Raw genomic sequence first — 25,293 nt, forward strand, 5'->3', positions numbered from 1 at the left:
AGGATTTATATGACATTTTATCAGGAGTTGCAGTTAAATCAGGCAGGTTCTAAAAACCTGTTGAAAAAGAGTGAAACACTAAAAGAAAAATTATATCATATGTGGGTATATCTGGTGAAGGTAGCTGTTACAATGGCATTTTGTTTTTTCTTTGTTAGTATTTTCAGCATCCTATTTGGAAAGGAGAACAGCATTGTAGGTGTAGTAGTCTTATTATGTCTCATGGTGTTTAGAAATGCGGATCTGGGGATCCACATCGGACAATCTACGATGCTTTTGGCTTTGTTCTTTGTAATTATGACTGTATGTCCGCATTTAGCAAATCAGTTTTCACCGGTATTGGGAATGCTGTTAAATATTGCGGCACTGGCTGTGTTGATTCTGTTCGGATGCCATAATCCATTCATGTTTAATCAATCTACATTGGTTCTTGGGTATCTGCTGCTATATGGTTATGATGTTACGGGAAAAAGCTATCAGATGCGATTAGTCGGAATGGCTTTAGGTGCAGTACTTACCTGCTTCGTATTTTATCGAAATCATAAAAACAGAACTTATAAAAGAAATCTGAAAGATCTGATACAAGAATTTGATATCACTTCTTCCAGAACAAAATGGCAGATATGTCAGATTTTATGCGTACCGATTGTCCTTTGCATTGCAGAACTTTGTAATATGCCACGTGCAATGTGGGCTGGTATTGCGGCCATGTCCGCGATTTTGCCGTTTATGGAAGATATGCACTACAGAGTCCGTAAAAGGATTGTCGGAAATATTGCAGGTGTTATATGTTTTACAGTATTATATTTTCTGCTTCCTTCGTCAATCTATGCATATATAGGAATCCTTGGTGGAATCGGTGTAGGATTTTCAGCACAATATGGCTGGCAGGCAGTATTTAACACATTTGGTGCTTTAGCCATTGCTGCAGAGACTTATGGACTACAAGGAGCGGTTAGTCTTAGAGTGATTCAAAATGTTTTTGGTGTTGTGTTTGCTTTAGCATTTTGTGTTATATTTTATTGGTTTATGTCTAAAAAAAAGGAAAGTGAGATGACCGTACATGCAGAGTGAAGTGAATCAGGAAGAAAATTTGAATAGAATTATTACGGTTCCTAATCTTCTTTCTTTTTTTCGGCTTTGTCTGATTCCGGTAATTATATGGAGTTATTGTGTAAAGAAAAATCCTCTGTTAGCTGGTGAAATCTTATTGCTGTCTGGTCTTACGGATCTTGCTGATGGATATATCGCAAGAAGATTCCATAGGATTAGTAATTTAGGAAAAATACTTGATCCGGTGGCTGATAAGCTGACACAGGCAGCGATGTTAATCTGTCTGTTTACTCGTTTTCCGCATGTGCTTCTTTTAATCGTAATAATGGCAGGTAAGGAGCTGTATATGGTAGTCAGTGGATGTCTTGTGATACGAAAGACAGGAAAAGTACATGGTGCAGACTGGCATGGAAAGATAGTAACCTTTTTATTATATGGAACTGCAGCGGTGCATATTATATGGTTCCACATTACACCGATGGTATCAGATCTGTTGATTGGTTTGTGCGCTATAATGATGGTCATATCGGTCGCTCTGTATATTATCCAGAATACCAGGACTCTTAAGGAAGAGACTGTATAAGCAATTTTATATTGCAATGACTAGAAAAATATTTAGGAGAAGATAGATATAAACAGTAAGTCAAACACACAAACTATGGAGTCTTTAGTCGGTTTAATAAAATTTTAGATAGAAAATAAATCATTATAAAAAGATCCTGTTCATACTATGATATATAGAACAGGATCTTTATTTACTTTATTTCGCCAGGAAATTGCTCTGAATCTCCATCGGCATATGATAAGCCTGGCCTCGTTTTGTCAGGCTGTATAATTTAAAGCTCATTAGTTCCGGAGTCGCATTCAATGAACTGCAGAGTCCGAAATAATCCAGGTCCTCGTTCTGAACCATCAGCTTTTTAAAATTAGCCAACTACTTTTCCAAAAGTTTTTAAGGTGGATCCGGAAGTGACTTGGATAGGGGCATATTTTTTATTTAGAGAAATAAGCTGAATACCGGAATCGGATTGATGATATTTCTTTACATAAGCATCACCATCAAGGAAGAAGACACCGATTTCTCCTTCTTCAAGTGTTTCTTGTTTATGAATCCAGATGATCTGTCCATCCAGATAGAGAGGCTCCATGCTGTCACCACATACCCGGACACCGAAGTCAGCACTGGAAGATACTTCATCACCAACTTCAATTTCGGAAAAACGGTCGGAATCAAGGAATTGTCCTGTTCCAGCTGAAACCGGGAGATCATAGAGACTGAGAGTTCTTCGTGGAAATTGATAAATGATTGGTTCTTCTCGAATGTATTCTCCACTTTTCATTAATAGGTTCATGTAGTCAAGAACTTTGGCTTGTCCTTCGTCATTTAATTTGGAGAAAAGTTTCTCATCCGTTCCAATCTGGAATGTTCTATTTATATCGGAAATCTCAAGAATCTCACAGAGGGCAAAAAATTGTAAAACATTTGGCAGGTTTACATTTTTTTCCCATTTACTGATAGAATGAGCTTTTACATCTAAGCCTCTTTCACACAGAAGAGCTGCCAGTTGTGGTTGAGACAGTTTTCGGTATTTTCTTTTATTAGCAATAATGGATCCAAAATCTTTCTTTATCATCATACACCTCCATATGCAGGTATTTATTCCCTATATATACTATAACCCATAACAGATAAAAAATCAACAATAATAGCGTTAAAATCCAGAAAATCAACATATTTGCTACTTTACAAAGATTTAAAAACGATATATAATGCCTGTATAGAAAAAAGAACACATGTTCTAAAAGGGAGGTGAAAATGTGGAAAAAGTAGTATTGCACAGTGATGCCAACTGTTTTTATGCTAGTGTGGAAATGCTATATCATCCAGAATATGTTGGTAAGCCATTAGCTGTAGGAGGAGATCCTGAAGCGAGGCATGGAATTGTATTGACAGCGAATTATATTGCGAAGAGAAGCGGCGTTAAGACTGGCATGGCATTGTGGCAGGCAAAGCAGGTTTGCCCGGATTTGATATTTGTGCCTCCGAGGATGGATTTATATTTGAAGTTTTCCTCAATGTTGCGAGAAATATATTCGGAATATACGAATCAAATTGAACCGTATGGATGTGATGAAGCCTGGCTTGATGTAACTGACAGTTCTTTACTGAAAGGTAATGGAAGAAAAATTGCAGAAGAAATTAACAGAAGGGTAAAGAAAGAACTGGGTATTACGGTAAGCATTGGAATTTCCTGGAATAAAATTTTTGCAAAACTTGGAAGCGATTATAAGAAGCCTGATGGAATTACAGAATTTAATCGGACGAATTACCGTGAACTAATCTGGAAACTTCCGGTATCAGATCTTCTATATGTAGGAAGATCAACGAATAGAACTCTACAGAAATATGGTATTCGCACGATTGGAGAATTGGCAAGAACAGATCCAAATTTTCTGGAACGGCAGCTTGGAAAAATGGGACTTGTGATATTTTCATTTGCAAACGGATGGGATGATTCGCCGGTTACAGCAGAATCATATCATGCTCCGATCAAATCTATTGGTAACAGTACGACAACACCGAGAGATCTGGAATGTGATCAAGATGTACAGATTATTCTGATGGCATTGACAGAAAGTGTTGCAGCCAGATTGCGGAAACATGGTTTTAAATGTAATGAAGTTTCAATTTCTATCCGGGACAATGATCTGTATCATTTTTCGCGACAGAAAAAAATTCAAGAACCCACTGACATTACAGATGAGATTATGAAAGCAGCTTATCAGCTATTCAAGGAAAATTATCATTGGTCACGTCCGATCAGAAGCCTTGGCATTCGTGCTGATGATCTGGTAATGGGAACAGTACCGGTGCAGTTAGATTTATTTATGAATGAACAACGTCGAGAAAAACAGGAGAAGCTAGACAGAGCAGTAGATGAAATCAGACGACGGTTTGGTTATCACAGTGTCCAGAGAGCATTTATGTATCAGGATAAAGTCTTATCAAGTTTGGATGCACAGAAATCCCACACTGTACATCCAGTAGGATATTTTAATGGGAGGTAAGTTCTTTGGAAAGTTATAAAGTATATGTTGAAGTAACCGTAAAATTTAGTACCGATGGTGTTATGATGCCCGTAGAATTTATCTGGGAAGATGGAACGAAGTACATCATTGATAAAGTAAAATCAAAAGAACGATGTGCGAGCCGTAAGGCAGGGGGTACTGGAATCATGTATACGGTATTGGTAGATGGTAAGGAATGCCATTTATATTATGAATTTGATAAGTGGTTTATGGAACGCAAGAGTGCGTAAAGATTTAAGAAAGAAAACAGGATCTGCAGAAGAGCTGACCTTTCCCTTTTGCTCTTTTCAGATTGACATATAAGGGCATTACATTTATGTCCATGAAACAATATACCCACTATATTGTCTATGCAGATGTGGCCCTGCTCAAGAATAATTCTTATTGAGCTTTCGTCAAAATCACAGGGATGGGAGTGTAGAACGTCAGAGAAAGACGATTCAATACGAAAAAGGAGATTTTGATAATGACAGAAAGAGATTATGCGATCAGATCGTTTAAAGAAGTAACCTTAAATGCAGCACGCCATACAGAAGAAAGAATGAACCTGTACTATGGAAAAAATCAAGGAACTGATGAACAATTATCAGGACTTGATTTTGGAAAATCAGATGGTTCTGGATGAATTAGAGCAGGAGTGTCAGGAAAAGATCAATGAGAACATGGCTTATGCTCTTCAGTATATGGATTCTTACGATTACCGCATGAATTTAGGAAAACTGAAAAAAGAAGTAAACAATATCATTCTAATCTATGGATTTTGCGATATGGTCAACCGGGCAATGACATTGGTAAAATATTTTACCCCGAATTTTGGAACCGAATATTATGATGTGCTTTATGGCTGCTTCTGCAGACACAGAAAAATGACAGATATGGAAATTATGCTTGAACTGGGGATGAGCCGGGCAAGTTTTTACCGGAAGAAAAAAGTAGCTCTCCGGTATCTGGGATATTATTTTTTTGAAATCGTAGTGCCACAATCTGCAAACAAACGATATAAGCCGTCTTTTCCGGAAACGGAAGAGTAGATCTGAAAGAGCCTGGTGGAATCTCCCCTTTCCATCAGGCTTATATATAATGGAATACTCCCCTATTCCTCTTATTATTCTGCAGATTCTTCAGCTGCAGCTTCTTTCTTTTTTCTGGATTTGCCAGAAATCATTTTATGACCTGAGTAAATGGCCATAGCCATGCAGATCAGTGAACTGAATGCAAAATATTTATGTGCTGATTTCATATCCTTATAGCCGGTGTAGCAAGTTCCGATCATGGAAACCAGCGCACCGATGGACCAGTATTTATGTGATTTCATTTGAACCTCCTGAGCTTTTTTATATCATACATCTTTTTAAGAAATATGCAAACTGGAATTTTCAAATTAGTCTTTGCAAATAACCTTTGAACCTTCACCATCAATTACAATTCCCTGACGGTTGTTAATTGGGCATAGATTCAAATCCGAAAACTCAGTCATTATTTTCTCGGTAACTTTCTTAAATGGTGCTGTAAGATAATGCGGAAGAACATAGAAATCAATCAAATCAAGCCCTGCATCATCTTCTTGTGAGTAGTCCTCTGGCTTTTCATCCATTTGCTCGATATATTGGATGCTTGGAGCGCATATAATTGCGCCTGCCGACTCGCCGATCATCAATTTTCCATTTGCCAATTCCTTTTTCAGTAGCCCATCAGTTCCCGTTTTACGGAGCCGGTCCATAAGAAAAAAAGAATTTCCGCCGGTAAAATATATCACATCTGCATCTTCAAAAACAGACTGTATCGTTGAATAAGCCTCCGTTGAAATATCAATTTCAGTTACGATTGCTCCCAACTTTTTGAATAATTTTCGAGCCGAGCCGACATAACCGGTGTAGCCTTCACGCAGCGAAGCTGTTGGAATAAATGCGACTTTCTTATTTTCAATTTCTTCCTTTATCAGACTTCCTACACTTGAAAAATGCGAACATAAAAATAGTTTCATCAATATTCTCCTTTATAAATTCCGATTTATCTTTGCCTTATGTTATCATAATTCGGTTTAAATTGCTATAAATAGTCTTATCCCAATAATAGAAAACCCCAGAAATCATTAAGATTCCGAGGCCTTATGTTTGAACATATTTACCTTTTAATTTATGTAAGACAGATGTGGAAGTACAGCAGGAGCTAGGAATAGGCAGGACTTCTTTTTATAAAATGAAGAAGCAGGCACTTGGATATTTAGGATTTTATTTTTATGAGATCGTGGTACCGCAGGCAAAGGATAAAAGATTTAAACCGTCACTGGGTGTTGAGGAAGAGTAGGTGAGTAATATGAGATACGAAGATTCGATGAAAGGTGTAGCTGATCAGATAATCAAAGAACAGCAGCGAGTCAGTAAAATTAAAAACAATCCAGAAGAGTTCCATTGGCATGACGAATATGCAACGTTGAATTTCTTTCGGTTTATCTGCAAAAATATCGGTAACTTGAGAAATGGAGAAATTGAAAAAATGGTCACACGTTTAAAGAACATAGATCAGAAAGCAGTGGAAAACCATGTGAATGGTGCTGTTTGGGCATTTGATTATGATAAGATGTTCTGTGTATTGATGGAAAATGAAATTTGCCGAAAAGTGTGTGAAAAGAATAAATATAACAGTTGGATGAATCTGATTGGAAAGTATTGTGTTTCAAGGACTTAAAGACGAAGAAAGTTGTTGTAGAGAAATAATTTCCAGCAACTCTGTCTTTAATGAATAGAGTTCATTTTTTTATTCAACTATTCCCATGATATATACAATATGTAAATGTGCAATTCAAATATAAGTTTATGCTAAGTGTAAAAATGATAATAATTACTATTATTGACAAAAGAATAATTATCATGTATAATACAGATATACAAGAAACAAAGTGTTAGAAAAATTGCTAGAAACTTGGTAACAAAAATAAATCGACATTGAAAAGGGAAAATGACTATGAAAAAATATGAATGTGAACCATGTGGATATATTTATGATCCGGCAGTAGGAGATCCAGACGCTGGTATCGATCCAGAAACTGCATTTGAGGATATTCCAGATGACTGGACATGCCCAATCTGTGGATTAGGAAAAGATGTTTTCGTTCCTGTAGAAGACTAAGCAGAAAATGCAGGTACGAAACTGCCATACATTAAAAGAACCTAAGAGAACATATAAAAGAAATGGAGGTCAAATTATGACTTACGATTTAAACATTACCTTTGATGACAATTTAGTAACAGGAAATGAAACAATTGATACCCAGCATAAAGAATTGATCGACCGTATCCAGAACTTTGTAACTGCCTGTCAAAATGGCGACAGCAAAGTAAAAGCAATCAAAATGCTGGATTATCTGGATGAATATACTGACTTTCATTTCAAAGAAGAGGAAAAGCTTCAGGAAAAATCCGGTTATCCAGAGCGTGAAAAACATTATGAAAAACATGAAGAGTTTAAAAAGACAATTCAGGAACTGTATGAATACCTTCAGGAGTATGAAGGACCAACAGATCAGTTCAGTGAACTTGTACAGAAAAATGTAATCGACTGGCTGTTTGGACACATTAAAACATACGACCGCTCTGTGGCAAAATTTATCTTTATGAAACAAAATCCAGATCGATGCTAAAATAAACCAGGGAATGAGTTCACTCAGAATGTAGACAACATGATGAAGTAAACTAGGGGCTGTCACAATGCAGTCCCTTTCCTGTTATAGCGATATTCTAGGTAATATATTGCGCTGGCATGACATATTATTTTACTACTACTATATGGGAAGAGCAAGCAGCTCTTCTTTTTTTGTCCTTTTTATCCAATTTTAAGTTGTAAAGTCTCTTTTCATTCGACAAAATTCTCCACAGACAGAGGATATGCGACGAGCATTGATATGAACATCTATTTATGGAAAGAGGATATTGAAGACGGGGAATCGGTAATGACAGCCGAATATAGACCTGTAGAATACGGAAAGGACTATGATGTTGTCAATAATCCTGATAAATTTCAACTATATATAGATGGAAATGAGATTAAATAGTAATCTCCTGAAAGCAAGCTTTTTGTCAATTATTTCAAAGAAAAATTAAAGGATAACAATACATAGTTTTGACAATGATATTTTGAAAAATTTTATAGGAATGCTCTATTATCAAATTGACATAGGAATATGGTAGCGTATAATTAGAATTGAATACACTGAAAAAATGGAGGAATTACATGAAAGCACATAAATATTGGTCAGTAGGAGCATTGATCACAATGCTTGGGACTTTTTACACTGGATATAAAAAGCAAAAATCAAGTCACAAATACTTTGCTTTAAGTTCTATGTTATGTATGGTAATGGCGATATATACAGGTCATAAAATGATTACCAGGAATAGGAAAAAAAAGGCGAATAAAGAGAAAGATACAGAAAGGGAGGGATAAATAATGTTGGAAGTAGGGGTTAAGGCACCGGATTTTGAGTTGCCAGATCAAAATGGGAAAATACATAGATTATCGGATTATACAGGAAAAAAAGTGATCTTATATTTCTATCCCAAGGATAATACAGCGGGATGCACGAAACAGGCATGTGGGTTTTCTGAGCGATACCCTCAGTTTACCGAAAAAGGAGCAGTTATTCTTGGAGTCAGTAAGGATTCTGTATCCTCTCATAAGAGATTTGAGGAAAAATATGGATTGACATTTACACTTTTAGCAGATCCAGAGCGGAAAGTTATTGAAGCATATGATGTATGGAAAGAAAAGAAAAATTATGGCAAAGTCTCTATGGGAGTAGTAAGAACCACATATCTTATTGATGAACAGGGGATTATTATAAAGGCAAATGATAAAGTCAAGGCTGCAGATGATCCTGAAAATATGCTCAAGGAATTAGATTAATGAAGATAATATTATCCCCTGCTAAAAAGATGATTACAGATACTGACAGCATAGCGCCGGATGGATTGCCTGAATTTATTGAAAAGACGACAGAGATACAAAATTGGTTGAAAAGTAAGTCAAAAGAAGAACTGAAGACTATCTGGAAATGTAATGACAAAATTACAGAACAGAACTTCAATAGATTGGAAAACATGGATCTTTATCATTTACTTACCCCAGCTGTCTTATCATATGAAGGAATTGCTTTTCAATATATGGCTCCATCCGTGTTTGAGGACAGTCAGTTCGAGTATGTACAAAATCATTTGAGAATAATATCTGCATTTTATGGTGTGTTAAAACCAAGGGATGGTGTGACGCCTTATCGTTTGGAAATGCAGGCGAAGGTTGGAATAGGAGAAACAAAAAATCTGTATGAGTACTGGGGAGATTTATTATACCGCTCAGTGATTGATAACAGCAGGATTATAATCAATCTGGCATCGAAAGAATACTCTAAGTGCATAGAAAAATATCTGACACGACAGGATAGATACATTACGATTACATTTTGTGAGTTATCAGGAGATAAACTGGTGACAAAAGGTACATATGCTAAGATGGCCCGTGGTGAAATGGTTAGGTTCATGGCTGAAAACAGAATTGAAAATCCTGAGGATATTAAGAAATTTGATAGACTAGGCTATTCATTCCGCTCTGATTTATCATCAGATGCAGAATATGTTTTTGAACGGAAAAAATGATGATTGAATGATTATTTTAAATAAAAGGTAATCAGTAATATTAATTATTATAATAATAGTAATTATTGCTATTATTTATTGACAATAAACAGATTGAGAAGCACCACGAAGAGAGATATCGTGCACTTCTTAAGAATATTGAAACTGCACAGGTGTTTGAAAAGAGTGAAGTTAAGGTATGGGAATGCCGTAACTGTGGACATGTTGTGGTAGGAACAAAGGCACCTGAGATATGTCCAGTATGTAACCATCCACAGAGTTATTTCGAAATACGTGAAGAGAACTATTAAAGAGAAGGAGATTATTACAAAGAAGAAAGTGATTATTAAAAAAAGCAGTAATGATAGGCTGTGGCTTTGTTGGTTCTGCATCAGTTGGTAAAGAAGCATTAAAGTTTAAGAATCGGCGGATGCTTTGAAAAAAGTTATAGAAACAATTGGATTTTAAATTTTAAACATAGGAAGATAAAAAAGATGGAAGTAAAATATTCTGTATGCAATCATTGTGGAAACATTATTGAAATGGTAAAGGATCAAGGCGTACCAGTAATGTGTTGCGGAGAACCTATGCAGGAATTAAAAGCCGGAGTGACAGATGCTGTTGTCGAGAAGCATGTACCTGTATATACGATAGAAGGCAGTCATGTTCATGTTGTGGTCGGAGAGACAAAACATCCAATGCTTGAAGAGCATTTCATTGAGTGGATTACATTAAATACAAACCAGGGAATATACAGAAAACAGTTAAATCCAGGGCAGGAGCCGGTAGCAGATTTTTGTCTTTGCAATGGTGAACAGGTAGAAGAAGTATATGCATATTGTAACCTGCATGGATTATGGAAATGCTAAAAGCATTTATACATATTAAGGTTACAGAACAACACAAATACAACAGTAATATATGCTGTGTATTAATATATTTATAAGGAGGAACAAACTAATGAAATATGTATGTGACGTTTGCGGATGGGAATATGATGAAGAGGAAGGTTATCCTGAAGGTGGTATTGCACCAGGAACAAAGTGGGAGGACGTTCCAGAAGATTTTGAATGCCCATTATGTAATGTTGGAAAAGATCAGTTTTCAGAAGTTGAATAAAATTCTGATTATTTAAATACGGATAGATAAACAAAAACCCTGGTGCGTGTGAGCAACAGGGTTTTTTATTGCGATAGTTTGTGATTGTGATGATATCACAGAAAATGATTTACCTTTTGCTTATAATGTAACTACAAACAAAGTAAGGAGGTAGTCTAAATGAGATTAAAAGATAAAGTTGCAATCATTACGGGTGGAAGCCGTGGTATAGGATTTGCTACAGCTGATAAATTCTTGAAGGAAGGTGCTTCAGTTGTGTTGGCAGCAAGTTCACAGGAATCGGCAGATGTTGCTGTAGATAAATTAAAAGAAAAATATCCCAATGCAATAGTTGCTGGAATTAGTCCAAATCTAGCAAGCATGGAGTCTGTCAGAAAGGCTTTTAAAGAGGCAACTGAAAAATATGGATGTGTCGACATACTGGTAAATAATGCAGGGATTTCAGAAAACACCTCATTTATGGATTATACAGAGGAGACTTTTGATAAAGTCATGGATCTAAATGTAAAAGGAGTATTTAATACTACTCGTGTAGCAGCAGAATGTATGGTGGCAAGAGGCAAGGGGGTCATTCTCTCAACTTCTTCCATGGTGAGTATTTCGGGACAGCCAAGTGGGTTTGCTTATCCGGCATCGAAGTTTGCAGTAAACGGATTGACTGTATCATTAGCAAGAGAACTAGGACCTAAAGGTATTCGTGTTAATGCTGTTGCACCTGGGATTACAGAAACTGATATGATGAAGGCCGTGCCAAAGGAAGTTATCGAACCTATGATTGAAAGAATTCCATTGCGTCGTCTTGGACAGCCAGAAGATATTGCCAATGCGTTTGTGTTTCTTGCTTCAGATGAGGCGAGTTACATTACAGGTGTTATATTAAGTGTAGATGGTATGGCAAGAAGTTAAGTTAATGAGGTATGGTGATGTAATCACGGAAAATAAATGAAATTAAGACTATAATAAATCTACAAAAAGAAAAAGATAAGGAGGACTGTAAAATGTCTGCTATTAATATCAATAAAAATAATTTTCAGAACGAAGTACTGAATTCCGATAAACCCGTTCTTTTAGATTTTTGGGCATCTTGGTGTGCGCCTTGCCGCATGGTAGTACCTATTGTAGAGGAGATTGCAAGTGAGCGTAGAGATATTAAAGTTGGAAAGATTAATGTAGATGAAGAGCCTGAACTGGCAAATAAGTTCAGTATTATGAGCATTCCGACTTTAGTGGTTATGAAGAATGGGAAGATTGTACAGCAGGTTTCAGGGGCGAGACCTAAGAATGCGATTTTAGAAATGCTTTAGGGAGGTGTACTAATGGGATTTTTTGATCTCTTTAAACAGTCGAATATTAATCAAGGCATAGAAGAATATAAAAGGACTGATGATGCAGTTCTGCTGGATGTACGTACACCGCAGGAATATCAGGAAGGACATATACCAGAAAGTAAAAATGTGCCGTTGCAGCAACTTGACAATATTGCTTCTGTAGCGAAGAATAAGGATATCCCACTGTTTGTATACTGTTATTCCGGTTCACGAAGCCGCCAGGCAACTGGGATACTGCAACGAATGGGATATTCTAAAGTAAATAATATCGGTGGCATTGCAGCTTACTCAGGAAAGGTGGAAAAATAAGATGAAGGTAATAATTGTAGGAGGTGTAGCCGGAGGAGCTACAGCCGCAGCAAGAATACGCAGACTGAATGAACATGCTGAAATTACTGTGTTTGAAAGATCCGGATACATATCCTATGCAAATTGTGGACTTCCATATTATATTGGAGACGTGATCACAGACCCGGAAGAACTTACACTACAGACACCAGAGAGTTTTTTTAAACGCTTCCGTATTAACATGAAAATTCATCATGAAGTTATCTCCATACATCCGGAACGTAAAACGGTTTCAGTGAAAAATTTAGAGAATGGTGAGATATTTGAAGAAAAATATGATAAGCTGATCCTCTCTCCAGGTGCAAAGCCAACACAGCCGAGACTTCCCGGAGTAGGTATTGATAAACTTTTTACACTTCGTACTGTAGAAGACACTTTTCGGATAAAGGAATATATAAATAAGAATCATCCAAAATCGGCTGTATTGGCAGGTGGCGGTTTTATTGGTCTGGAACTGGCAGAAAATTTGAGGGAGCTTGGCATGGATGTTACGATTGTCCAGAGGCCTAAGCAGCTGATGAACCCTTTTGACCCGGATATGGCATCCATGATCCATAATGAAATGAGAAAGCATGGGATAAAACTGGTACTGGGCTATACAGTAGAAGGATTTAAAGAAAAAGATAACGGAGTGGAGGTCCTGTTGAAAGATAATCCATCCCTTCAGGCTGATATGGTAGTTCTGGCAATCGGAGTCACACCAGACACAGTATTAGCAAAAGAAGCCGGTCTGGAACTTGGCATCAAGGAAAGTATTGTAGTGAATGACAGAAGGGAAACCTCTGTACCGGATATTTATGCTGCAGGTGATGCAGTTCAGGTAAAACATTATGTTACGGGTAATGATGCGCTGATTTCTTTGGCAGGACCAGCCAATAAACAGGGCAGAATCATCGCTGATAATATTTGTGGCGGTGATAGTCGTTACCTGGGCAGTCAGGGAAGCTCCGTTATAAAAGTGTTTGATATGACAGCAGCCACTACAGGTATCAATGAAACCAATGCCAAAAAGTCAGGGTTAGATGTAGATACAGTAATTCTTTCTCCTATGAGTCATGCCGGTTACTATCCTGGTGGAAAAGTGATGACCATGAAGGTGGTTTTTGAAAAAGAGACTTATCGTTTGCTTGGTGCTCAGATTATTGGATATGAAGGTGTTGATAAACGTATTGATGTGCTGGCAACAGCAATTCATGCAGGGCTGAAGGCAACCCAGTTGAAAGATTTGGATCTCGCATATGCACCGCCTTATTCCTCTGCCAAGGATCCTGTAAATATGGCAGGATTCATGATAGACAATATAGCAAAAGGTACCTTAAAACAATGGCATCTGGAAGATATGGATAAGATTTCTAGAGATAAAAGTGTTGTGTTGCTGGATGTGAGAACTGTAGGTGAATTTAACAGGGGGCATATGGATGGATTCAAAAACATTCCTGTAGATGAACTAAGGGAACGTATCAATGAAATTGAGAAGGGAAAGCCTGTTTACCTGATATGCCAGAGTGGGCTGCGAAGTTATATTGCCAGTCGTATTCTGGAAGGAAATGGATATGAAACATACAACTTCTCCGGCGGATTCCGCTTCTATGATGCAGTTGTCAATGACCGTGCGCTGATTGAAAAGGCATATGCATGTGGTATGGATTATTAAAAATAATCATAATATTTTTATAATTTTCTCGTTATATAAAAAGATCCCCCATTTATTAGAATGACTTTCATAATTCTGATAAATGGAGGATTCTTCTTTATATGTTACAGAAAAACAATTTTATGACCTTTGGAGTGTTTCCAGTCTTTTTGAATCAAGGATTGTTATTTTGCCGCGAGAGAGTCTGACGAGTCCTTCGCCTTGAAAGTATCGAAGCATTCGAGTGATAACTTCCCTGTGGGAACCAAGATGGTTTGCGATAGTTTCGTGAGTGATTTTCAGTTCATTTGTTCCTTCAATGGATGTTTCTTCTAAAAGAAATGAAGCAACACGCTTATCCAAACTCTTCCACATAATCTGTTCAATCAGCCACATGACATCAGAAAAACGGGTAGCCATTAACTCATTGGTATAGTTTGCGACAGGAGCAGATTCTTTCATGATGCCCTTATAGATTTCAGCAGGGATGATCCAAAGATCCGTATCTTTTTCTGCTTCAATGGTTACTTCAAATTGAATAGACCGCATGATACATGAGGCGGATAAAAGACACATATCCATATCGAACAGACGGTAAAGTGTAATCTCCCGTCCTTCATCTGAAAGTATGTAAGTTCGAAGCTGCCCGGATTTAACCAGTAATAATCCAGTACAGTCCAGGTTTCCATTGTGAATGATCGTTCCTTTTTTTACATCCCGTGTGATTAAATTGTCTGAAATTAGTTTTTTCTGTGCTGTATTTAAGTCATTCCATAGTGGAAAATAATTTTCGAAGCTCATAGCAGTCATCTCCTTTACGAACATAGTATACTTGCTTTTTTTAGATGCGTCAATTATATAACTGGCATATGCCATAAATAGAAATAAAAAGAAGTGTAATAAAGTAAATTATCTTTTCTGTGATATCATCACGGAAGCAAGCACTTATTTGGGGTATATTAAGTTCAAATAGGAGAAGGAGTTGAAAAATATGACATCTATAAATATAAATAAAGAAAAGTTTGGACAATTAATTCATAAGGAAAAACCGGTTTTGGTTGATTTCTGGGCACCTTGGTGTGGTTATTGCCGTAGAATTGGAGCAGCTTATGAAAAAATAAGTGAAGAATACAGCGATATTCTTGTTGCTGGAAAAGTAAATATTGATGAAGAACCACAGATTGCAGAAGCTGAAAAGATTGAGGTGATTCCTACGCTGGTTTTATATCGAAATGGAAAGGCAATAGATTCTATTGTTGCACCTGAATCAAAAATAATGATAGAGAATTTTATTAATGAAGCATTGGAAAAATAAAAGGAGGACTGCTGTATGAATGAAAATCATGTTTACGATATGATTATCGTGGGGGGAGGACCTGGAGGGTATACTTCAGCATTATACGCAGCCAGAGCAGGATTTGATACCATTGTTTTAGAAAAATTATCTGCAGGTGGTCAGATGTCATTGACCTGGCAGATTGATAACTATCCTGGTTTTGAAAATGGAATTGACGGATTTTCATTGGCAGAGAAAATGCAAAAACAGGCGGAAAAATTTGGCGCTAAAAGTGAATATGCTGAAGTTTTTAATATGGATTTAACAGGAAAGCTTAAGAGAGTAGAAACTAGTTCGGGAATTTATATTGGAAAAACAGTAGTGATTGCTACTGGAGCAAATCCAAGAGAACTTGGTCTCGCTAAAGAAAAAGAATTGATAGGTCATGGGGTTGCTTATTGTGCCTCCTGTGATGGTATGTTTTATAAAGATAAGATCGTGGTGGTTGTTGGTGGTGGAAATTCTGCTGTATCAGATGCTGTTCTTTTAAGTCGAATTGCTAAGAAAGTCATCATTGTTCATCGAAGAGATACATTACGTGCAACGAAAATCTACCATGACCAGCTGATGAAAACTGAAAATATAGAGTTTCGATGGAACAATACAGTAAATGAACTGATTTATGGAGAACGATTGACTGGTGTGCGGTTGAAAGATACAGTTACAGGAGAAGAAAACATTATAGAATGTGACGGCCTGTTTGTGAGTATAGGAAGAAAACCGACAACAGATTTTTTAGATAATCAGATAGAACTGGATAATAAAGGATATATTGTGGCAGGTGAAAACACTGAAACGAGTATTCCGGGTGTTTATGCTGTAGGAGATGTCAGAACAAAGTTACTTCGTCAGATAGTAACAGCAGTGGCAGATGGTGCTATGGCAGTACATATGGCAGAAGAGTATGTGGAGAAATAATAATCAGAATTTGAATGGTGAACTTTTCATACTGAAATATGTACAATTTCAATAATGACATGAACTTATGGGAATGTATTGCGGATACTTTGTGAACTTTATCCTGATACAATGATTATGCTGATGAAAGAAGGCATCGCCTGGAGATGAAGGCGAAAGCTGAAATAGAAGATACCAAAAATCTATATGACTATTGGGGTGAAAGATTATATCGTTCAGTGCTTGATGACAGCAGGATTATCATTAATCTTGCATCAAAAGAATACTCGAAATGTATAGAAAAATATTTATCAGATAAAGACAAATATATTACGGTTACGTTTTGTGAACAATCAGGGGATAAACTGGTAACAAAAGGTACATATGCTAAGATGGCTCGTGGTGAGATGGTCAGATATATGGCAGAAAAAGAAATTGAAAATCCTGCAGACGTACAAACGTTTGACAGACTTGGATACAATTTTAGAAGAGATTTATCATCTGAAATAGAATATGTTTTTGAACGAAAAATTATGGAATAAGATTGTGCGAAAAAGGGACATTTACAAAGTGCTATTATTTCAATAATAGTAATTATTACTAATTTTATATTGACATTTTAAACTTCTGATATATACTTCTAATTAAGAATAAATCCTAATAAGGAGGGCAAATGACTAACAGAAGAAATACAATTCAGAAAGATCTTGTGAAAAATGCTGTATATGAAATGAAAAGGCATGTTACAGCAAATGAAGTATATGAATTTCTAAAAAAAGAATATCCTACCATTGGAAAAGGAACAGTATATAGAAATCTTGATATACTGTCAGAAGAAGGTGCTCTGAGAAAGGTTGAAGTGCCAGATGGAGCAAATCGGTTCGATATCACATTGAAAAATCATTATCATGTGAGATGTATAAAATGTGGTGAGGTATCGGATGTAGATATGGAGGAAATACCGGATTTAATGAAAAGAATTCATGATACGCATGGAATTGATTTTTTGGAATATGATATTTCCTTTAAAGGCATTTGTCCGAGATGCAGGGAGAAGATGAAGGAGGAGCAGAATGGATAAAAAAGCGATGTATAAGCTGAGTTACGGATTATTTGTACTGACTGCAGAGAAGCCCAAGAGGATAATGGCTGTATCATTAACACTGCAATCCAGGCGGCATCAGAACCTAATCAATTAAGTATCTGTGTAAATAAAGCAAATTATACACATGAAATGATCCAAAGAACCGGAAAATTCACAGTGTCAGTATTAAGCCAGAGTGCCCAGTTTGAATTATTTAAACATTTTGGTTTTCAATCCGGGCGGGATATGAATAAGTTTGAAACATTTGAAAAATGTGCAAGGGGCGAAAATGGAATTTACTATATCACAGAAGGAACAAATGCGTATATTTCTGTAAGTGTTAATAAAACAGAAGATTTGGGTTCCCATACGATGTTTATTGGTGAAATAACAGACATGGAAGTCTTAAGTGATATCCCTTCTGTAACATACGAGTACTATCAGAATCACATAAAACCTAAGCCACAGGCAGTAGGAAAAACAGAAGATGGTCAGACAATATGGCGTTGCAGGATCTGTGGATATGAGTATGTAGGAGAAGAATTACCGGATGATTTTGTATGTCCTTTGTGCAAACATCCGGCATCAGATTTTGAAAAAGTGATAAAGAAAGCGGAGGTAAGGAAGGATGTCAAGTATGTGATATAACGGATGACCTTCTTTTTTTACAGAATAAAAAATGCACAAATTGTAGGGAGATGAATACTATGAGAGGGCTTAGCCGAAAATTATATCTTGATCTTTCTGTTCCAACCGAAGAGGATCAGCGTTCAGACCAGCAGCGCATTCTGGAAGCTTTATCCGCGGAGGGCGTGAAAGAGGAGGTTCATATTCCGGTTCGCATGTTGAGACAACTATATCCATTACTTGATCGTGCAGGTTGGAAAATAACCGTTTCGCTTTCCTGGAATGGAGAAAAATGGGAGCTGGTTGATATAGAAAGCGGAGATACAGCCAGACAGCATTATGGGCTGGCTGTGGATCTTGGAAGTACAACGGTAGTGGTGAGACTTTTAGATTGTAATAGTGGTGAGATATTGGGAGAAGAGAGCTGCTTTAATAAACAGATTCAGTGGGGAACCGATATTTTATCACGTATTTTTTTCTGCAAAGATGACAGGAAAAAACTGGAAGAGATACGGCTTGCTACAGTTGAGTCTATTATAGAGTGCATGGATAAGCTGGATGTAAAGCATCCGGTGTCACGAAAATGTCTGTCTATGGTAGTAGCAGGCAATACCACCATGATCCACTTTCTTTTGGGAATAGATGCTTTCTGTGTCTTTTATACGCCACATGCTGTTCATGCAGACCGTCCGGGATTCCAGCCGGCAAAAGATCTGGACATTCCGCTGAATGGTTATGTATATTGTTATCCGGCGAAGTCTAATTATCTGGGTGGTGACATCATCAGTGGAATGATTGAAACGGAATTATATAAAAAGGATGGAATCAGTGTTTTCTTTGACATTGGAACCAACGGTGAACTTGTGATAGGAAATAAAGATTTTCTTCTTTGCGGCGCCGGTGCGGCGGGGCCTGCATTGGAAGGCGGTGTAGTACACACCGGGATGAGGGCAGATGCCGGAGCAGTGGACAGCGTGAGGATAAGAGGTGGAAAAATCCATGTTCATGTAATTGGTAACTCTTCAGGAAAAATTAGCCCTAAGGGTATCTGCGGTTCCGGTATTGTCGATCTGATTGCGGAACTTTTTTTAGAAGGCTGGATAGATATTCGTGGTAAGTTTTCTCCTGAAAAAACGAATCTTATTCAGAAACGAGAAGGTCAGCTTTGCATAGAATATGCTCCGGGTCTGTATTTTTATCAGAAAGATATCGACGAATTTATTCTTACCAAAGCCGCAGCACATATAATGGTTGAGATCATGCTCCGGGAATCTGGACTTGAACTGAATCAGGCAGATCGATTTTATGTAGCCGGCTCTTTTGGAAAATATGTATCTGTGGAATCAGCCATTACCATTGGGATGTATCCTGACATGGAACGGGAGAAGATGATCAATGCTGGAAATTCTTCGCTGGAAGGAGCACAGAAGCTTTTGCTGAACAAAGAACTTCTTGCAGATATTGATCAGATACTGGAAGAAATGACTTATATACAATTTGCGGAAGTGGATGATTTTCTGGAACAGATGGTAGCTGCCCAGGCCTTACCTCACACAGATTATAAAAAATATCCAACGGTCATGGAAAAATTAAAGAAAAGACAAAACATATGCTTTTATTGATCCGAGGTTGAGAAATCTGTCATGGTAAGCATATTCCAGATTTCTCAGAAAACAGAACAAAGGAGGAGACAAGATCAAAAATGAAATTTGATGTGCTGGGGTTATTAGCAGCCTGCTCATATGCATTGGACTGTGTAGAGGCAGAGCTGATTAAAGTAACAAACAATCATTCTAAACGTGTGGCATATATGGCGGTTTGTACTGCTGAAAAAAATGGGTATACAGGGTCAAAGCCTGCAGGATCTGGCAGAGTGTGCATTGCTGCACGACAATGCAGTGGCACAATATATTCAGGAAGAGCTTCAAAATGACGCTTTACGTAACGGGGTGACGAAGCTGGGAAGGCATTGTACCATAGGAGAAAAAATTCTGAAAAATATACCGTTTCATAATGATGTATCTAATGTCATACTGTACCCCCCATGAAAACGCTGATGGAAGTGAACCTTTTGGAAAACAATGGAATGAAGTACCGTTTTTTGCAAGGATTATCCATATGTGTGATACGATAGATATATTTTGCCGATCTATGAAATCAGCTTCGGATGAGTGGAAAAGAACAGAAGAATTTGTAATAAAGTCAAAAGATAAATTGTTTGATTCCTTCTGCGTGGAAGTTTTTTTTAATGCTTTTTCAGATGAAAAAATTCATATGATTGATAATGAAACCCTGGATACGATGTTGTGGAAGAAAGTACCCAGAATAAAGCTGGAACTTAATTTTGCACAGATTAAAGCTATTGCAGATCTTTTTGCCCATATTGTGGACTATAAATCACCCTTTACAAGTAACCACTCAATGGGTGTTGCGGAAGGTGCGGAAAAAATATCAAGGTTCATGGGATTTGATGAGGATATCTGTCAGAAAATGTATATTGCCGGAGCTTTACATGACATAGGAAAGGTCGCAATCGGGAATGAGATTCTGGAAAAACCAGAAAAATTAACCGATGAAGAATTTAAAACGATGAAACATCATGCAGTATTATGACTGCCAGAATGGAAAGCCAGAAATAATCCATTCGGATTTGATAATATCGCTTTTCTTTCTTCATATTTTTGATGCTCTCCCCTAATAATAAAATATAGAGTACTTAAAACAAGTTCATTTAAACCATTTTACCATGTTTTGTACTTAAAATGTACTTGTATTATGAACTTATTTTGTACTTATCAAATGGAGAGGAAGCCATATGGAAAAAGATAAACATCTTGGTCTTCGGATTGATTCTGAGACGCACGGAAAACTGAAAAGTCTTGCTGAATTTGAGGGGCGTTCTATCAATGGAGAAGTGCTGTATCTGATTCGTCAGGCAATTGCTCAACATGAGAAAGATCATGGCACATTAAATAAATAGAAAGATCATACATCGGGCTGGTGAGTTCCGGTGTATTTTTATGTCAATTTAAAAAGTATCAAATGATGATATTTTTATAGGAATCAGTGATACTTTACGGCAGGTATTTGAGATACCCCTGATACTTTGAACTGTTATACTGATTATGCTGGAAATAAAAGAACAGCAGGAAAACTTCATATGATTATTAGAAAAGCTCTTTCGGGTTAGCACCCCGGAGGGGCTTTTTTTGTTGCCCTGAAATTTTGATTTCCGGCCAATAAGCCACAGGTCTGCCTGATCTGGTGGCCTGAAAGGAAATCAGTACGCATGATCAGAGACATCAGAAGGAGCCGGTCTCCTCCGCTCCTGAATTTGGAACACGAAACAGATTTCAAATTCAGGAGGAACGGACGATGTATGTAGAGCATCCATATAAATTCAATGACAAATTTTATGCAAAAGTTGATGGGAAATTTTATGAAATAACCAGAGAGGTAGCCAAGGCAATGCTTTCCGCTTACCGTAATGAAGTTTACAGAAGTAAAAAGTGGCAGCCAGAAGATCCGGAAACCATGACAAGAAAAACAAAGTGGACGGAGCTGTTGGATTGTGTTTTCAGTGAGAATACAGATGGAATTGGAGTGCAGGACTTACCAGATGAGGGACAGCGGAGCGTAGAAGATCTGGTAATTCTGCAGGCTGAATCAGCAGAACTGCATCAGAATATCGCAAAGCTGTCAGAACATGAGCAGTTTATTATCAAATCCATCTACTTTGAGGGCATGAAGCAGGTAGAACTGGCGAAAATACTGGGAATTTCAAAGGTTCGGATGTCTCAGAAGGTCAGCGCAATCTTAAAGAAAATGCGGAAAATGTATGAAATGGGTTAAAGAGTGGAAACGGCACTCTTAACTTTTTCACGATTTTTGTATTTAGAAATAAAATCAAAACAGATAGAAAGAGAGTGAAAATATGGCAGAAAAAAGATGTTATACGGTGAAGGATTTACAGGAAATGCTGGATGTCAGCAGATCAACGGTCTATAAGCTGTTGAGACAAAATGAGTTCCGCTGGATTCAGTTAGAAGGCGGTGGCTACCGCATTTCCAAGAAGAGTTTTGACGAGTAGTTGGATAAGGGAAATGCTTCTGTGACATCCTAAATTTTTTGCGAATTGTGAGATATGATTTAAGAAAAATGAATGGGAGGAGCGTGAAACATGGCAGTGATACAAAGAGTTGGATCACCGGCAAAACCCCGAAAGTGGATGAGTGTCCATGAGATGGGGGATATGTTGGGATTAAAGAAGACAGATCGTTACTGGCTGGTTCATAAAAACTATTTTCGGACAGAAACATTGCTTGGAAAGATGAGGGTTGAAATTGCCAGTTTTGAAAAGTGGTATGCCAATCAGGACTGGTATCACAAAGTCAATGGGGAAGCACCGGGAAAAGAGTTGAGGCTCAGATCTTATTCCCCAAAAGAAATACAGGAAATGCTGGGGACGGACAACGCAACGGTATATGAGATATTAAAGAAAAACAATATTGAGACAGTTACCATGAATGAAAGATTGCGAGTGCCGACGGATGCTTTCTGGGACTGGTATCACAGCCAGTCCAGATATCGTACACAGGAAGATCGTAAGAAAGATGCAGCTGCAGAGGCAGCCAGTCTCAGTATGCCGGAAATGGCCCGGCTGCTTGACGTTCCAAGAAGTACCGTATATGTAGCAATCCACAGAGCGCATCAGGAACATGTTCCTAATTGTATGCGACCATTGATTAATAAAAAATTGAAATTGATATCAGAATTAACAGAGCATACCTTGGCAAATGAAATAGAAGCTCCACATGAGATTTTAAGAAAATAGGCAAGTCAAATTCCAGTTGTGCGCCCAGCTAAGGGGGTGTAGTCAAGCCGGTGGGATTCCGGTTTATCCAAGGTTTAGCCAACCAGATAATAGCGAGTCTTGGGATGATGCCGGTAACGGCATCTGACAAGCGTAGACAGCAAGAAAGCAGGGTTGAATAGTGATTGAGCTTCGAAACGTTAACTTCAGTCGGTCGACGTCTTAACTGGTGCGGAAGACAATATCATGTAATGCGATATGGCGAGTGTTATGTGGCACTGCGGAGTCAGAGAACAGTTTCTATTCAAAGCCATGAATCGGAGAGGTTGTAAACGGGCATACACATGGAATGGATTTGTGGAAATGCTCAAGTATTACCCGTTAGCAAAACCTAAAACGTACTATTGTTTATATTGAAGCGAATGTTACTATGAGGAGCCGTATGCGGGAAAGCCGCACGTACGGATCTATGAGGGGCTAAGATTGAGAGGTCTTAGTCTACTCGACTGTTGAACTGAATCCGAAAAGTATTAGGGCGCAGAGGAGATATAATCCTTTGCGTAAAAGACTAACGAACATATTTAATGAAACATCGGAACCATCTTCTTTTTGTTGTTTACCTATAATAACGATTGGAGTAGTCGATTATAGACACTGCAATCAAAAAAATCTGAAAATATATTTATTAACATTACATAAAAGTGTGTAGATGCACATAAAATGGGAATACATATTGAAATTCAGGTCGTTCTGTGATAGAATTTCATTACTAAAAAGTGTGTAGATGCACGGAAATGGGGAGTGCAACGATGGAGATTAAAAGAGACGCTTACCTACAGCAGCTGATCGAGCGAAAAGATAATGGAATGATAAAGGTGATTACCGGCATTCGTAGATGTGGCAAATCCTTTTTGCTGTTTACCATCTTTAAGAGATACTTACTGGAGAACGGCGTTGATGTTGATCATATTATTGAAATTGCATTGGATGGTATTGAGAACGAGGAATTAAGAGATCCCAAGGTATGCTTCAAGTACATCAAGGATGCCATGAAAGACGACGGGAAGTATTATCTCCTTTTGGATGAAGTGCAGTTCATGCCACGATTTGAGGAAGTGCTGAACAGCCTGCTCCGCATGAGCAATATTGATGTGTATGTCACCGGAAGTAATTCCAAGTTCCTGTCCAGCGACATTGTGACCGAATTCCGTGGCAGAGGTGATGAGATTAGAATCTACCCTCTCTCCTTTGCAGAGTTTTATTCTGTCTATGACGGCGATTATGATGATGCCTGGGATGACTACATGATCTACGGAGGATTGCCGCAGATCGTAAGTTTCCAGAGCGAACAACAGAAAGCGGACTATCTGAAGAACATCTTTGCAAATGTCTATCTGAAGGATGTTATTGAAAGAAATAAGATTCAGAACGTGGATGAGATTGGGATTCTGGTTGATGTGCTTGCATCTGCAATCGGCGCACCGACCAACCCTTCGAAGATTGCCAATACCTTTGCCAGTGAGCGCCAGATGACTTATGCTAATAAAACCATCTCCAAGCATATCGACCATTTGACAGATGCCTTTTTGATTTCCAAGGCAAGCCGATACGATATTAAGGGCAGAAAGTATATCGGTGCAAATCTGAAATACTACTTTACTGATCTGGGACTGAGAAATGCACGTCTGAATTTCAGACAGCAGGAGCCTACTCATATCATGGAGAACATTGTTTATAACGAGCTGCTGATCCGTGGCTACAATGTTGATGTGGGTGTCGTGGATATCTTCGATAAGGATAAAGAGGGCAAACGTGTTCGCAAGCAGTTGGAGGTTGACTTTGTGGTGAATCAAGGAAACCAGAGATACTATATCCAGGTTGCATATGACATGACTTCGGAAGAAAAACAGACGCAGGAGTTCAATTCTCTGCGTAATATCCCGGACTCTTTCAAGAAGATCGTCATTGTAAATGGCAGCAAAAAGCCTTGGAGAAATGATGAAGGTTTTGTCATCATGGGAATGAAGTATTTCTTGCTGAATGCGAATAGTCTGGAATTTTAAGTCGATTTGAGTTGTTGCTGTGGTGTTGTTCTATTTCAAAAAAGAGTGAAATGATATAAATAAGGCCACGGCTGATTTCATGTTGGAACAGCCGTGGCTCAGTTTATTTTTTTATCCGTATAAACGAGACTGTTCCGCAGATTATGTAGAACAGACAGAGTACGATTCCGATAGTGAGAACATACGAGAATAAAGATGAACTTAAGAACGAAATAAACAAAAGTTTGACGGAGTAATAAATATGAAAATCCGAGAAGTGAATGAGAATAAAAAGC

Annotated in this window: 34 protein-coding genes and 4 pseudogenes; 33 read left to right on the forward strand and 5 right to left on the reverse strand. The window is 37.8% G+C overall.

Annotation, left to right across the window (positions count from 1 at the left end):
• Nucleotides 1–9 precede the first annotated feature (9 nt).
• Nucleotides 10–1,074 (forward strand): FUSC family protein, encoded by a 1,065-nt coding sequence (locus tag HFM85_RS09935; RefSeq protein ID WP_173737986.1) that lies wholly within the window; start codon nt 10–12, stop codon nt 1,072–1,074.
• Complete coding sequence (locus tag HFM85_RS09940) at nt 1,064–1,636, forward strand: CDP-alcohol phosphatidyltransferase family protein (RefSeq protein WP_055057096.1); 573 nt, start codon at nt 1,064–1,066, stop codon at nt 1,634–1,636. Before HFM85_RS09935 ends, HFM85_RS09940 begins: the two co-directional genes overlap by 11 nt.
• A 177-nt stretch (nt 1,637–1,813) precedes the next feature.
• On the opposite strand, the gene HFM85_RS09945 is transcribed toward HFM85_RS09940, so the two are convergent.
• Nucleotides 1,814–1,987, reverse strand: coding sequence for a hypothetical protein (locus HFM85_RS09945; RefSeq protein ID WP_243873857.1), 174 nt, complete (start codon nt 1,985–1,987; stop codon nt 1,814–1,816).
• Complete coding sequence (locus tag HFM85_RS09950; protein WP_044924547.1) at nt 1,980–2,687, reverse strand: S24 family peptidase; 708 nt, start codon at nt 2,685–2,687, stop codon at nt 1,980–1,982. Before HFM85_RS09950 ends, HFM85_RS09945 begins: the two co-directional genes overlap by 8 nt.
• 184 nt (nt 2,688–2,871) lie before the next feature.
• Between HFM85_RS09950 and dinB the strand changes: the two genes are divergently transcribed.
• The 4 genes from dinB to HFM85_RS09965 all read left to right on the forward strand — a co-directional run bounded on the left by dinB (nt 2,872) and on the right by HFM85_RS09965 (nt 5,174).
• Complete coding sequence (dinB, locus tag HFM85_RS09955; protein ID WP_173737985.1) at nt 2,872–4,122, forward strand: DNA polymerase IV; 1,251 nt, start codon at nt 2,872–2,874, stop codon at nt 4,120–4,122.
• Between the two features lie 5 nt (nt 4,123–4,127).
• Entirely contained in the window at nt 4,128–4,373 is a 246-nt protein-coding gene (locus HFM85_RS09960; protein WP_330594857.1) for a hypothetical protein, read from the forward strand.
• 236 nt (nt 4,374–4,609) lie between these two features.
• Nucleotides 4,610–4,768 (forward strand): hypothetical protein, encoded by a 159-nt coding sequence (locus HFM85_RS16275; protein WP_243873858.1) that lies wholly within the window; start codon nt 4,610–4,612, stop codon nt 4,766–4,768.
• Nucleotides 4,743–5,174 carry a hypothetical protein gene (locus HFM85_RS09965; RefSeq protein ID WP_244092504.1) on the forward strand — a complete coding sequence of 144 codons (432 nt, stop codon included), beginning with the start codon at nt 4,743–4,745 and terminating at the stop codon, nt 5,172–5,174. The genes HFM85_RS16275 and HFM85_RS09965 overlap by 26 nt, the downstream gene beginning before the upstream one ends.
• 74 nt (nt 5,175–5,248) lie before the next feature.
• Here the strand turns inward: HFM85_RS09965 and HFM85_RS09970 are convergent, their stop codons facing one another.
• Both HFM85_RS09970 and HFM85_RS09975 read right to left on the reverse strand, forming a co-directional pair.
• A complete protein-coding gene (locus tag HFM85_RS09970) occupies nt 5,249–5,458 on the reverse strand; it encodes a DUF6219 family protein (protein WP_005421572.1) in 210 nt (69 codons plus the stop codon).
• Nucleotides 5,459–5,524: 66 nt separating this feature from the next.
• Nucleotides 5,525–6,127, reverse strand: a complete 603-nt coding sequence (locus tag HFM85_RS09975) for a Type 1 glutamine amidotransferase-like domain-containing protein (RefSeq protein ID WP_173737984.1) — start codon at nt 6,125–6,127, stop codon at nt 5,525–5,527.
• A 332-nt stretch (nt 6,128–6,459) separates the two neighbouring features.
• On the opposite strand from HFM85_RS09975, the gene HFM85_RS09980 reads away from it, so the two are divergent.
• The 14 genes and pseudogenes from HFM85_RS09980 to HFM85_RS10040 all read left to right on the forward strand — a co-directional run bounded on the left by HFM85_RS09980 (nt 6,460) and on the right by HFM85_RS10040 (nt 14,219).
• A complete protein-coding gene (locus HFM85_RS09980; RefSeq protein WP_118050740.1) occupies nt 6,460–6,831 on the forward strand; it encodes a hypothetical protein in 372 nt (123 codons plus the stop codon).
• 276 nt (nt 6,832–7,107) lie between these two features.
• Nucleotides 7,108–7,272 (forward strand): rubredoxin, encoded by a 165-nt coding sequence (gene rd, locus HFM85_RS09985; RefSeq protein WP_173737983.1) that lies wholly within the window; start codon nt 7,108–7,110, stop codon nt 7,270–7,272.
• A gap of 76 nt (nt 7,273–7,348) precedes the next feature.
• A complete protein-coding gene (locus HFM85_RS09990; RefSeq protein ID WP_106492463.1) occupies nt 7,349–7,783 on the forward strand; it encodes a bacteriohemerythrin in 435 nt (144 codons plus the stop codon).
• A gap of 261 nt (nt 7,784–8,044) precedes the next feature.
• Entirely contained in the window at nt 8,045–8,194 is a 150-nt protein-coding gene (locus tag HFM85_RS09995; RefSeq protein WP_173684846.1) for a hypothetical protein, read from the forward strand.
• 179 nt (nt 8,195–8,373) lie between these two features.
• The gene (locus HFM85_RS10000; RefSeq protein WP_015541210.1) at nt 8,374–8,586 is read left to right on the forward strand and encodes a DUF6219 family protein; all 213 of its coding nucleotides are present in this window, start codon (nt 8,374–8,376) and stop codon (nt 8,584–8,586) included.
• A 3-nt stretch (nt 8,587–8,589) separates the two neighbouring features.
• A complete protein-coding gene (bcp, locus tag HFM85_RS10005) occupies nt 8,590–9,045 on the forward strand; it encodes a thioredoxin-dependent thiol peroxidase (protein ID WP_005421605.1) in 456 nt (151 codons plus the stop codon).
• Nucleotides 9,045–9,791 carry a peroxide stress protein YaaA gene (gene yaaA, locus HFM85_RS10010; protein WP_118624549.1) on the forward strand — a complete coding sequence of 249 codons (747 nt, stop codon included), beginning with the start codon at nt 9,045–9,047 and terminating at the stop codon, nt 9,789–9,791. The genes bcp and yaaA overlap by 1 nt, the downstream gene beginning before the upstream one ends.
• 89 nt (nt 9,792–9,880) lie before the next feature.
• Nucleotides 9,881–10,081, forward strand: a pseudogene (locus tag HFM85_RS16280) (rubrerythrin family protein); the annotation flags it as partial.
• Between the two features lie 183 nt (nt 10,082–10,264).
• Nucleotides 10,265–10,639: a desulfoferrodoxin family protein gene (locus tag HFM85_RS10015; RefSeq protein WP_173737982.1), complete on the forward strand. Its 375-nt coding sequence runs from the start codon at nt 10,265–10,267 to the stop codon at nt 10,637–10,639.
• Nucleotides 10,640–10,730: 91 nt separating this feature from the next.
• Nucleotides 10,731–10,889, forward strand: a complete 159-nt coding sequence (locus HFM85_RS10020; protein WP_005339874.1) for a rubredoxin — start codon at nt 10,731–10,733, stop codon at nt 10,887–10,889.
• 159 nt (nt 10,890–11,048) lie between these two features.
• Entirely contained in the window at nt 11,049–11,795 is a 747-nt protein-coding gene (locus HFM85_RS10025; protein WP_005421611.1) for an SDR family NAD(P)-dependent oxidoreductase, read from the forward strand.
• A 92-nt stretch (nt 11,796–11,887) separates the two neighbouring features.
• Nucleotides 11,888–12,193 carry a thioredoxin gene (gene trxA, locus HFM85_RS10030; protein WP_005421612.1) on the forward strand — a complete coding sequence of 102 codons (306 nt, stop codon included), beginning with the start codon at nt 11,888–11,890 and terminating at the stop codon, nt 12,191–12,193.
• A 12-nt stretch (nt 12,194–12,205) separates the two neighbouring features.
• Complete coding sequence (locus HFM85_RS10035) at nt 12,206–12,526, forward strand: rhodanese-like domain-containing protein (RefSeq protein ID WP_005421613.1); 321 nt, start codon at nt 12,206–12,208, stop codon at nt 12,524–12,526.
• A 1-nt stretch (nt 12,527) separates the two neighbouring features.
• Complete coding sequence (locus HFM85_RS10040) at nt 12,528–14,219, forward strand: FAD-dependent oxidoreductase (protein ID WP_173737981.1); 1,692 nt, start codon at nt 12,528–12,530, stop codon at nt 14,217–14,219.
• Between the two features lie 120 nt (nt 14,220–14,339).
• Here HFM85_RS10040 and HFM85_RS10045 read toward each other — a convergent pair whose 3' ends face one another.
• A complete protein-coding gene (locus tag HFM85_RS10045; RefSeq protein WP_044994845.1) occupies nt 14,340–15,023 on the reverse strand; it encodes a Crp/Fnr family transcriptional regulator in 684 nt (227 codons plus the stop codon).
• A gap of 166 nt (nt 15,024–15,189) precedes the next feature.
• On the opposite strand from HFM85_RS10045, the gene HFM85_RS10050 reads away from it, so the two are divergent.
• The 13 genes and pseudogenes from HFM85_RS10050 (at nt 15,190) to HFM85_RS10105 (ending at nt 25,018) form a co-directional block, all read left to right on the forward strand.
• Entirely contained in the window at nt 15,190–15,513 is a 324-nt protein-coding gene (locus HFM85_RS10050; protein ID WP_015524989.1) for a thioredoxin family protein, read from the forward strand.
• Between the two features lie 15 nt (nt 15,514–15,528).
• Nucleotides 15,529–16,452, forward strand: coding sequence for a thioredoxin-disulfide reductase (trxB, locus tag HFM85_RS10055; RefSeq protein WP_005421617.1), 924 nt, complete (start codon nt 15,529–15,531; stop codon nt 16,450–16,452).
• Nucleotides 16,453–16,586: 134 nt separating this feature from the next.
• Nucleotides 16,587–16,973: pseudogene (locus tag HFM85_RS10060) on the forward strand (YaaA family protein); the annotation flags it as partial.
• A gap of 131 nt (nt 16,974–17,104) precedes the next feature.
• Entirely contained in the window at nt 17,105–17,512 is a 408-nt protein-coding gene (locus HFM85_RS10065; RefSeq protein ID WP_117450067.1) for a Fur family transcriptional regulator, read from the forward strand.
• A pseudogene (locus HFM85_RS10070) lies at nt 17,505–18,163 on the forward strand (flavin reductase). The gene HFM85_RS10065 and the pseudogene HFM85_RS10070 overlap by 8 nt, the downstream one beginning before the upstream one ends.
• 59 nt (nt 18,164–18,222) lie before the next feature.
• Nucleotides 18,223–19,764, forward strand: coding sequence for an ASKHA domain-containing protein (locus HFM85_RS10075; RefSeq protein ID WP_106492201.1), 1,542 nt, complete (start codon nt 18,223–18,225; stop codon nt 19,762–19,764).
• A gap of 80 nt (nt 19,765–19,844) precedes the next feature.
• Nucleotides 19,845–20,075, forward strand: a complete 231-nt coding sequence (locus HFM85_RS16285; RefSeq protein ID WP_173719879.1) for a hypothetical protein — start codon at nt 19,845–19,847, stop codon at nt 20,073–20,075.
• A 92-nt stretch (nt 20,076–20,167) separates the two neighbouring features.
• Complete coding sequence (locus tag HFM85_RS16290) at nt 20,168–20,755, forward strand: HD-GYP domain-containing protein (RefSeq protein WP_243873860.1); 588 nt, start codon at nt 20,168–20,170, stop codon at nt 20,753–20,755.
• Nucleotides 20,756–20,957: 202 nt separating this feature from the next.
• Nucleotides 20,958–21,122: an Arc family DNA-binding protein gene (locus HFM85_RS10085; protein ID WP_118062271.1), complete on the forward strand. Its 165-nt coding sequence runs from the start codon at nt 20,958–20,960 to the stop codon at nt 21,120–21,122.
• Nucleotides 21,123–21,517: 395 nt separating this feature from the next.
• Nucleotides 21,518–21,994 (forward strand): sigma-70 family RNA polymerase sigma factor, encoded by a 477-nt coding sequence (locus HFM85_RS10090; protein WP_173683922.1) that lies wholly within the window; start codon nt 21,518–21,520, stop codon nt 21,992–21,994.
• An 82-nt stretch (nt 21,995–22,076) separates the two neighbouring features.
• On the forward strand, nt 22,077–22,232 hold the full coding sequence (locus HFM85_RS10095) for a helix-turn-helix domain-containing protein (protein WP_173737980.1): 156 nt from the start codon (nt 22,077–22,079) through the stop codon (nt 22,230–22,232).
• Nucleotides 22,233–22,832: 600 nt separating this feature from the next.
• Nucleotides 22,833–22,976, forward strand: a pseudogene (locus HFM85_RS16680) (LPS biosynthesis protein); the annotation flags it as partial.
• 788 nt (nt 22,977–23,764) lie between these two features.
• A complete protein-coding gene (locus tag HFM85_RS10105) occupies nt 23,765–25,018 on the forward strand; it encodes an ATP-binding protein (RefSeq protein ID WP_117606939.1) in 1,254 nt (417 codons plus the stop codon).
• Nucleotides 25,019–25,293 lie beyond the last annotated feature (275 nt).

The organism is Blautia schinkii, from assembly GCF_013304825.1.
GTDB classification, from domain to species: Bacteria; Bacillota; Clostridia; order Lachnospirales; family Lachnospiraceae; genus Blautia_A; species Blautia_A schinkii_B.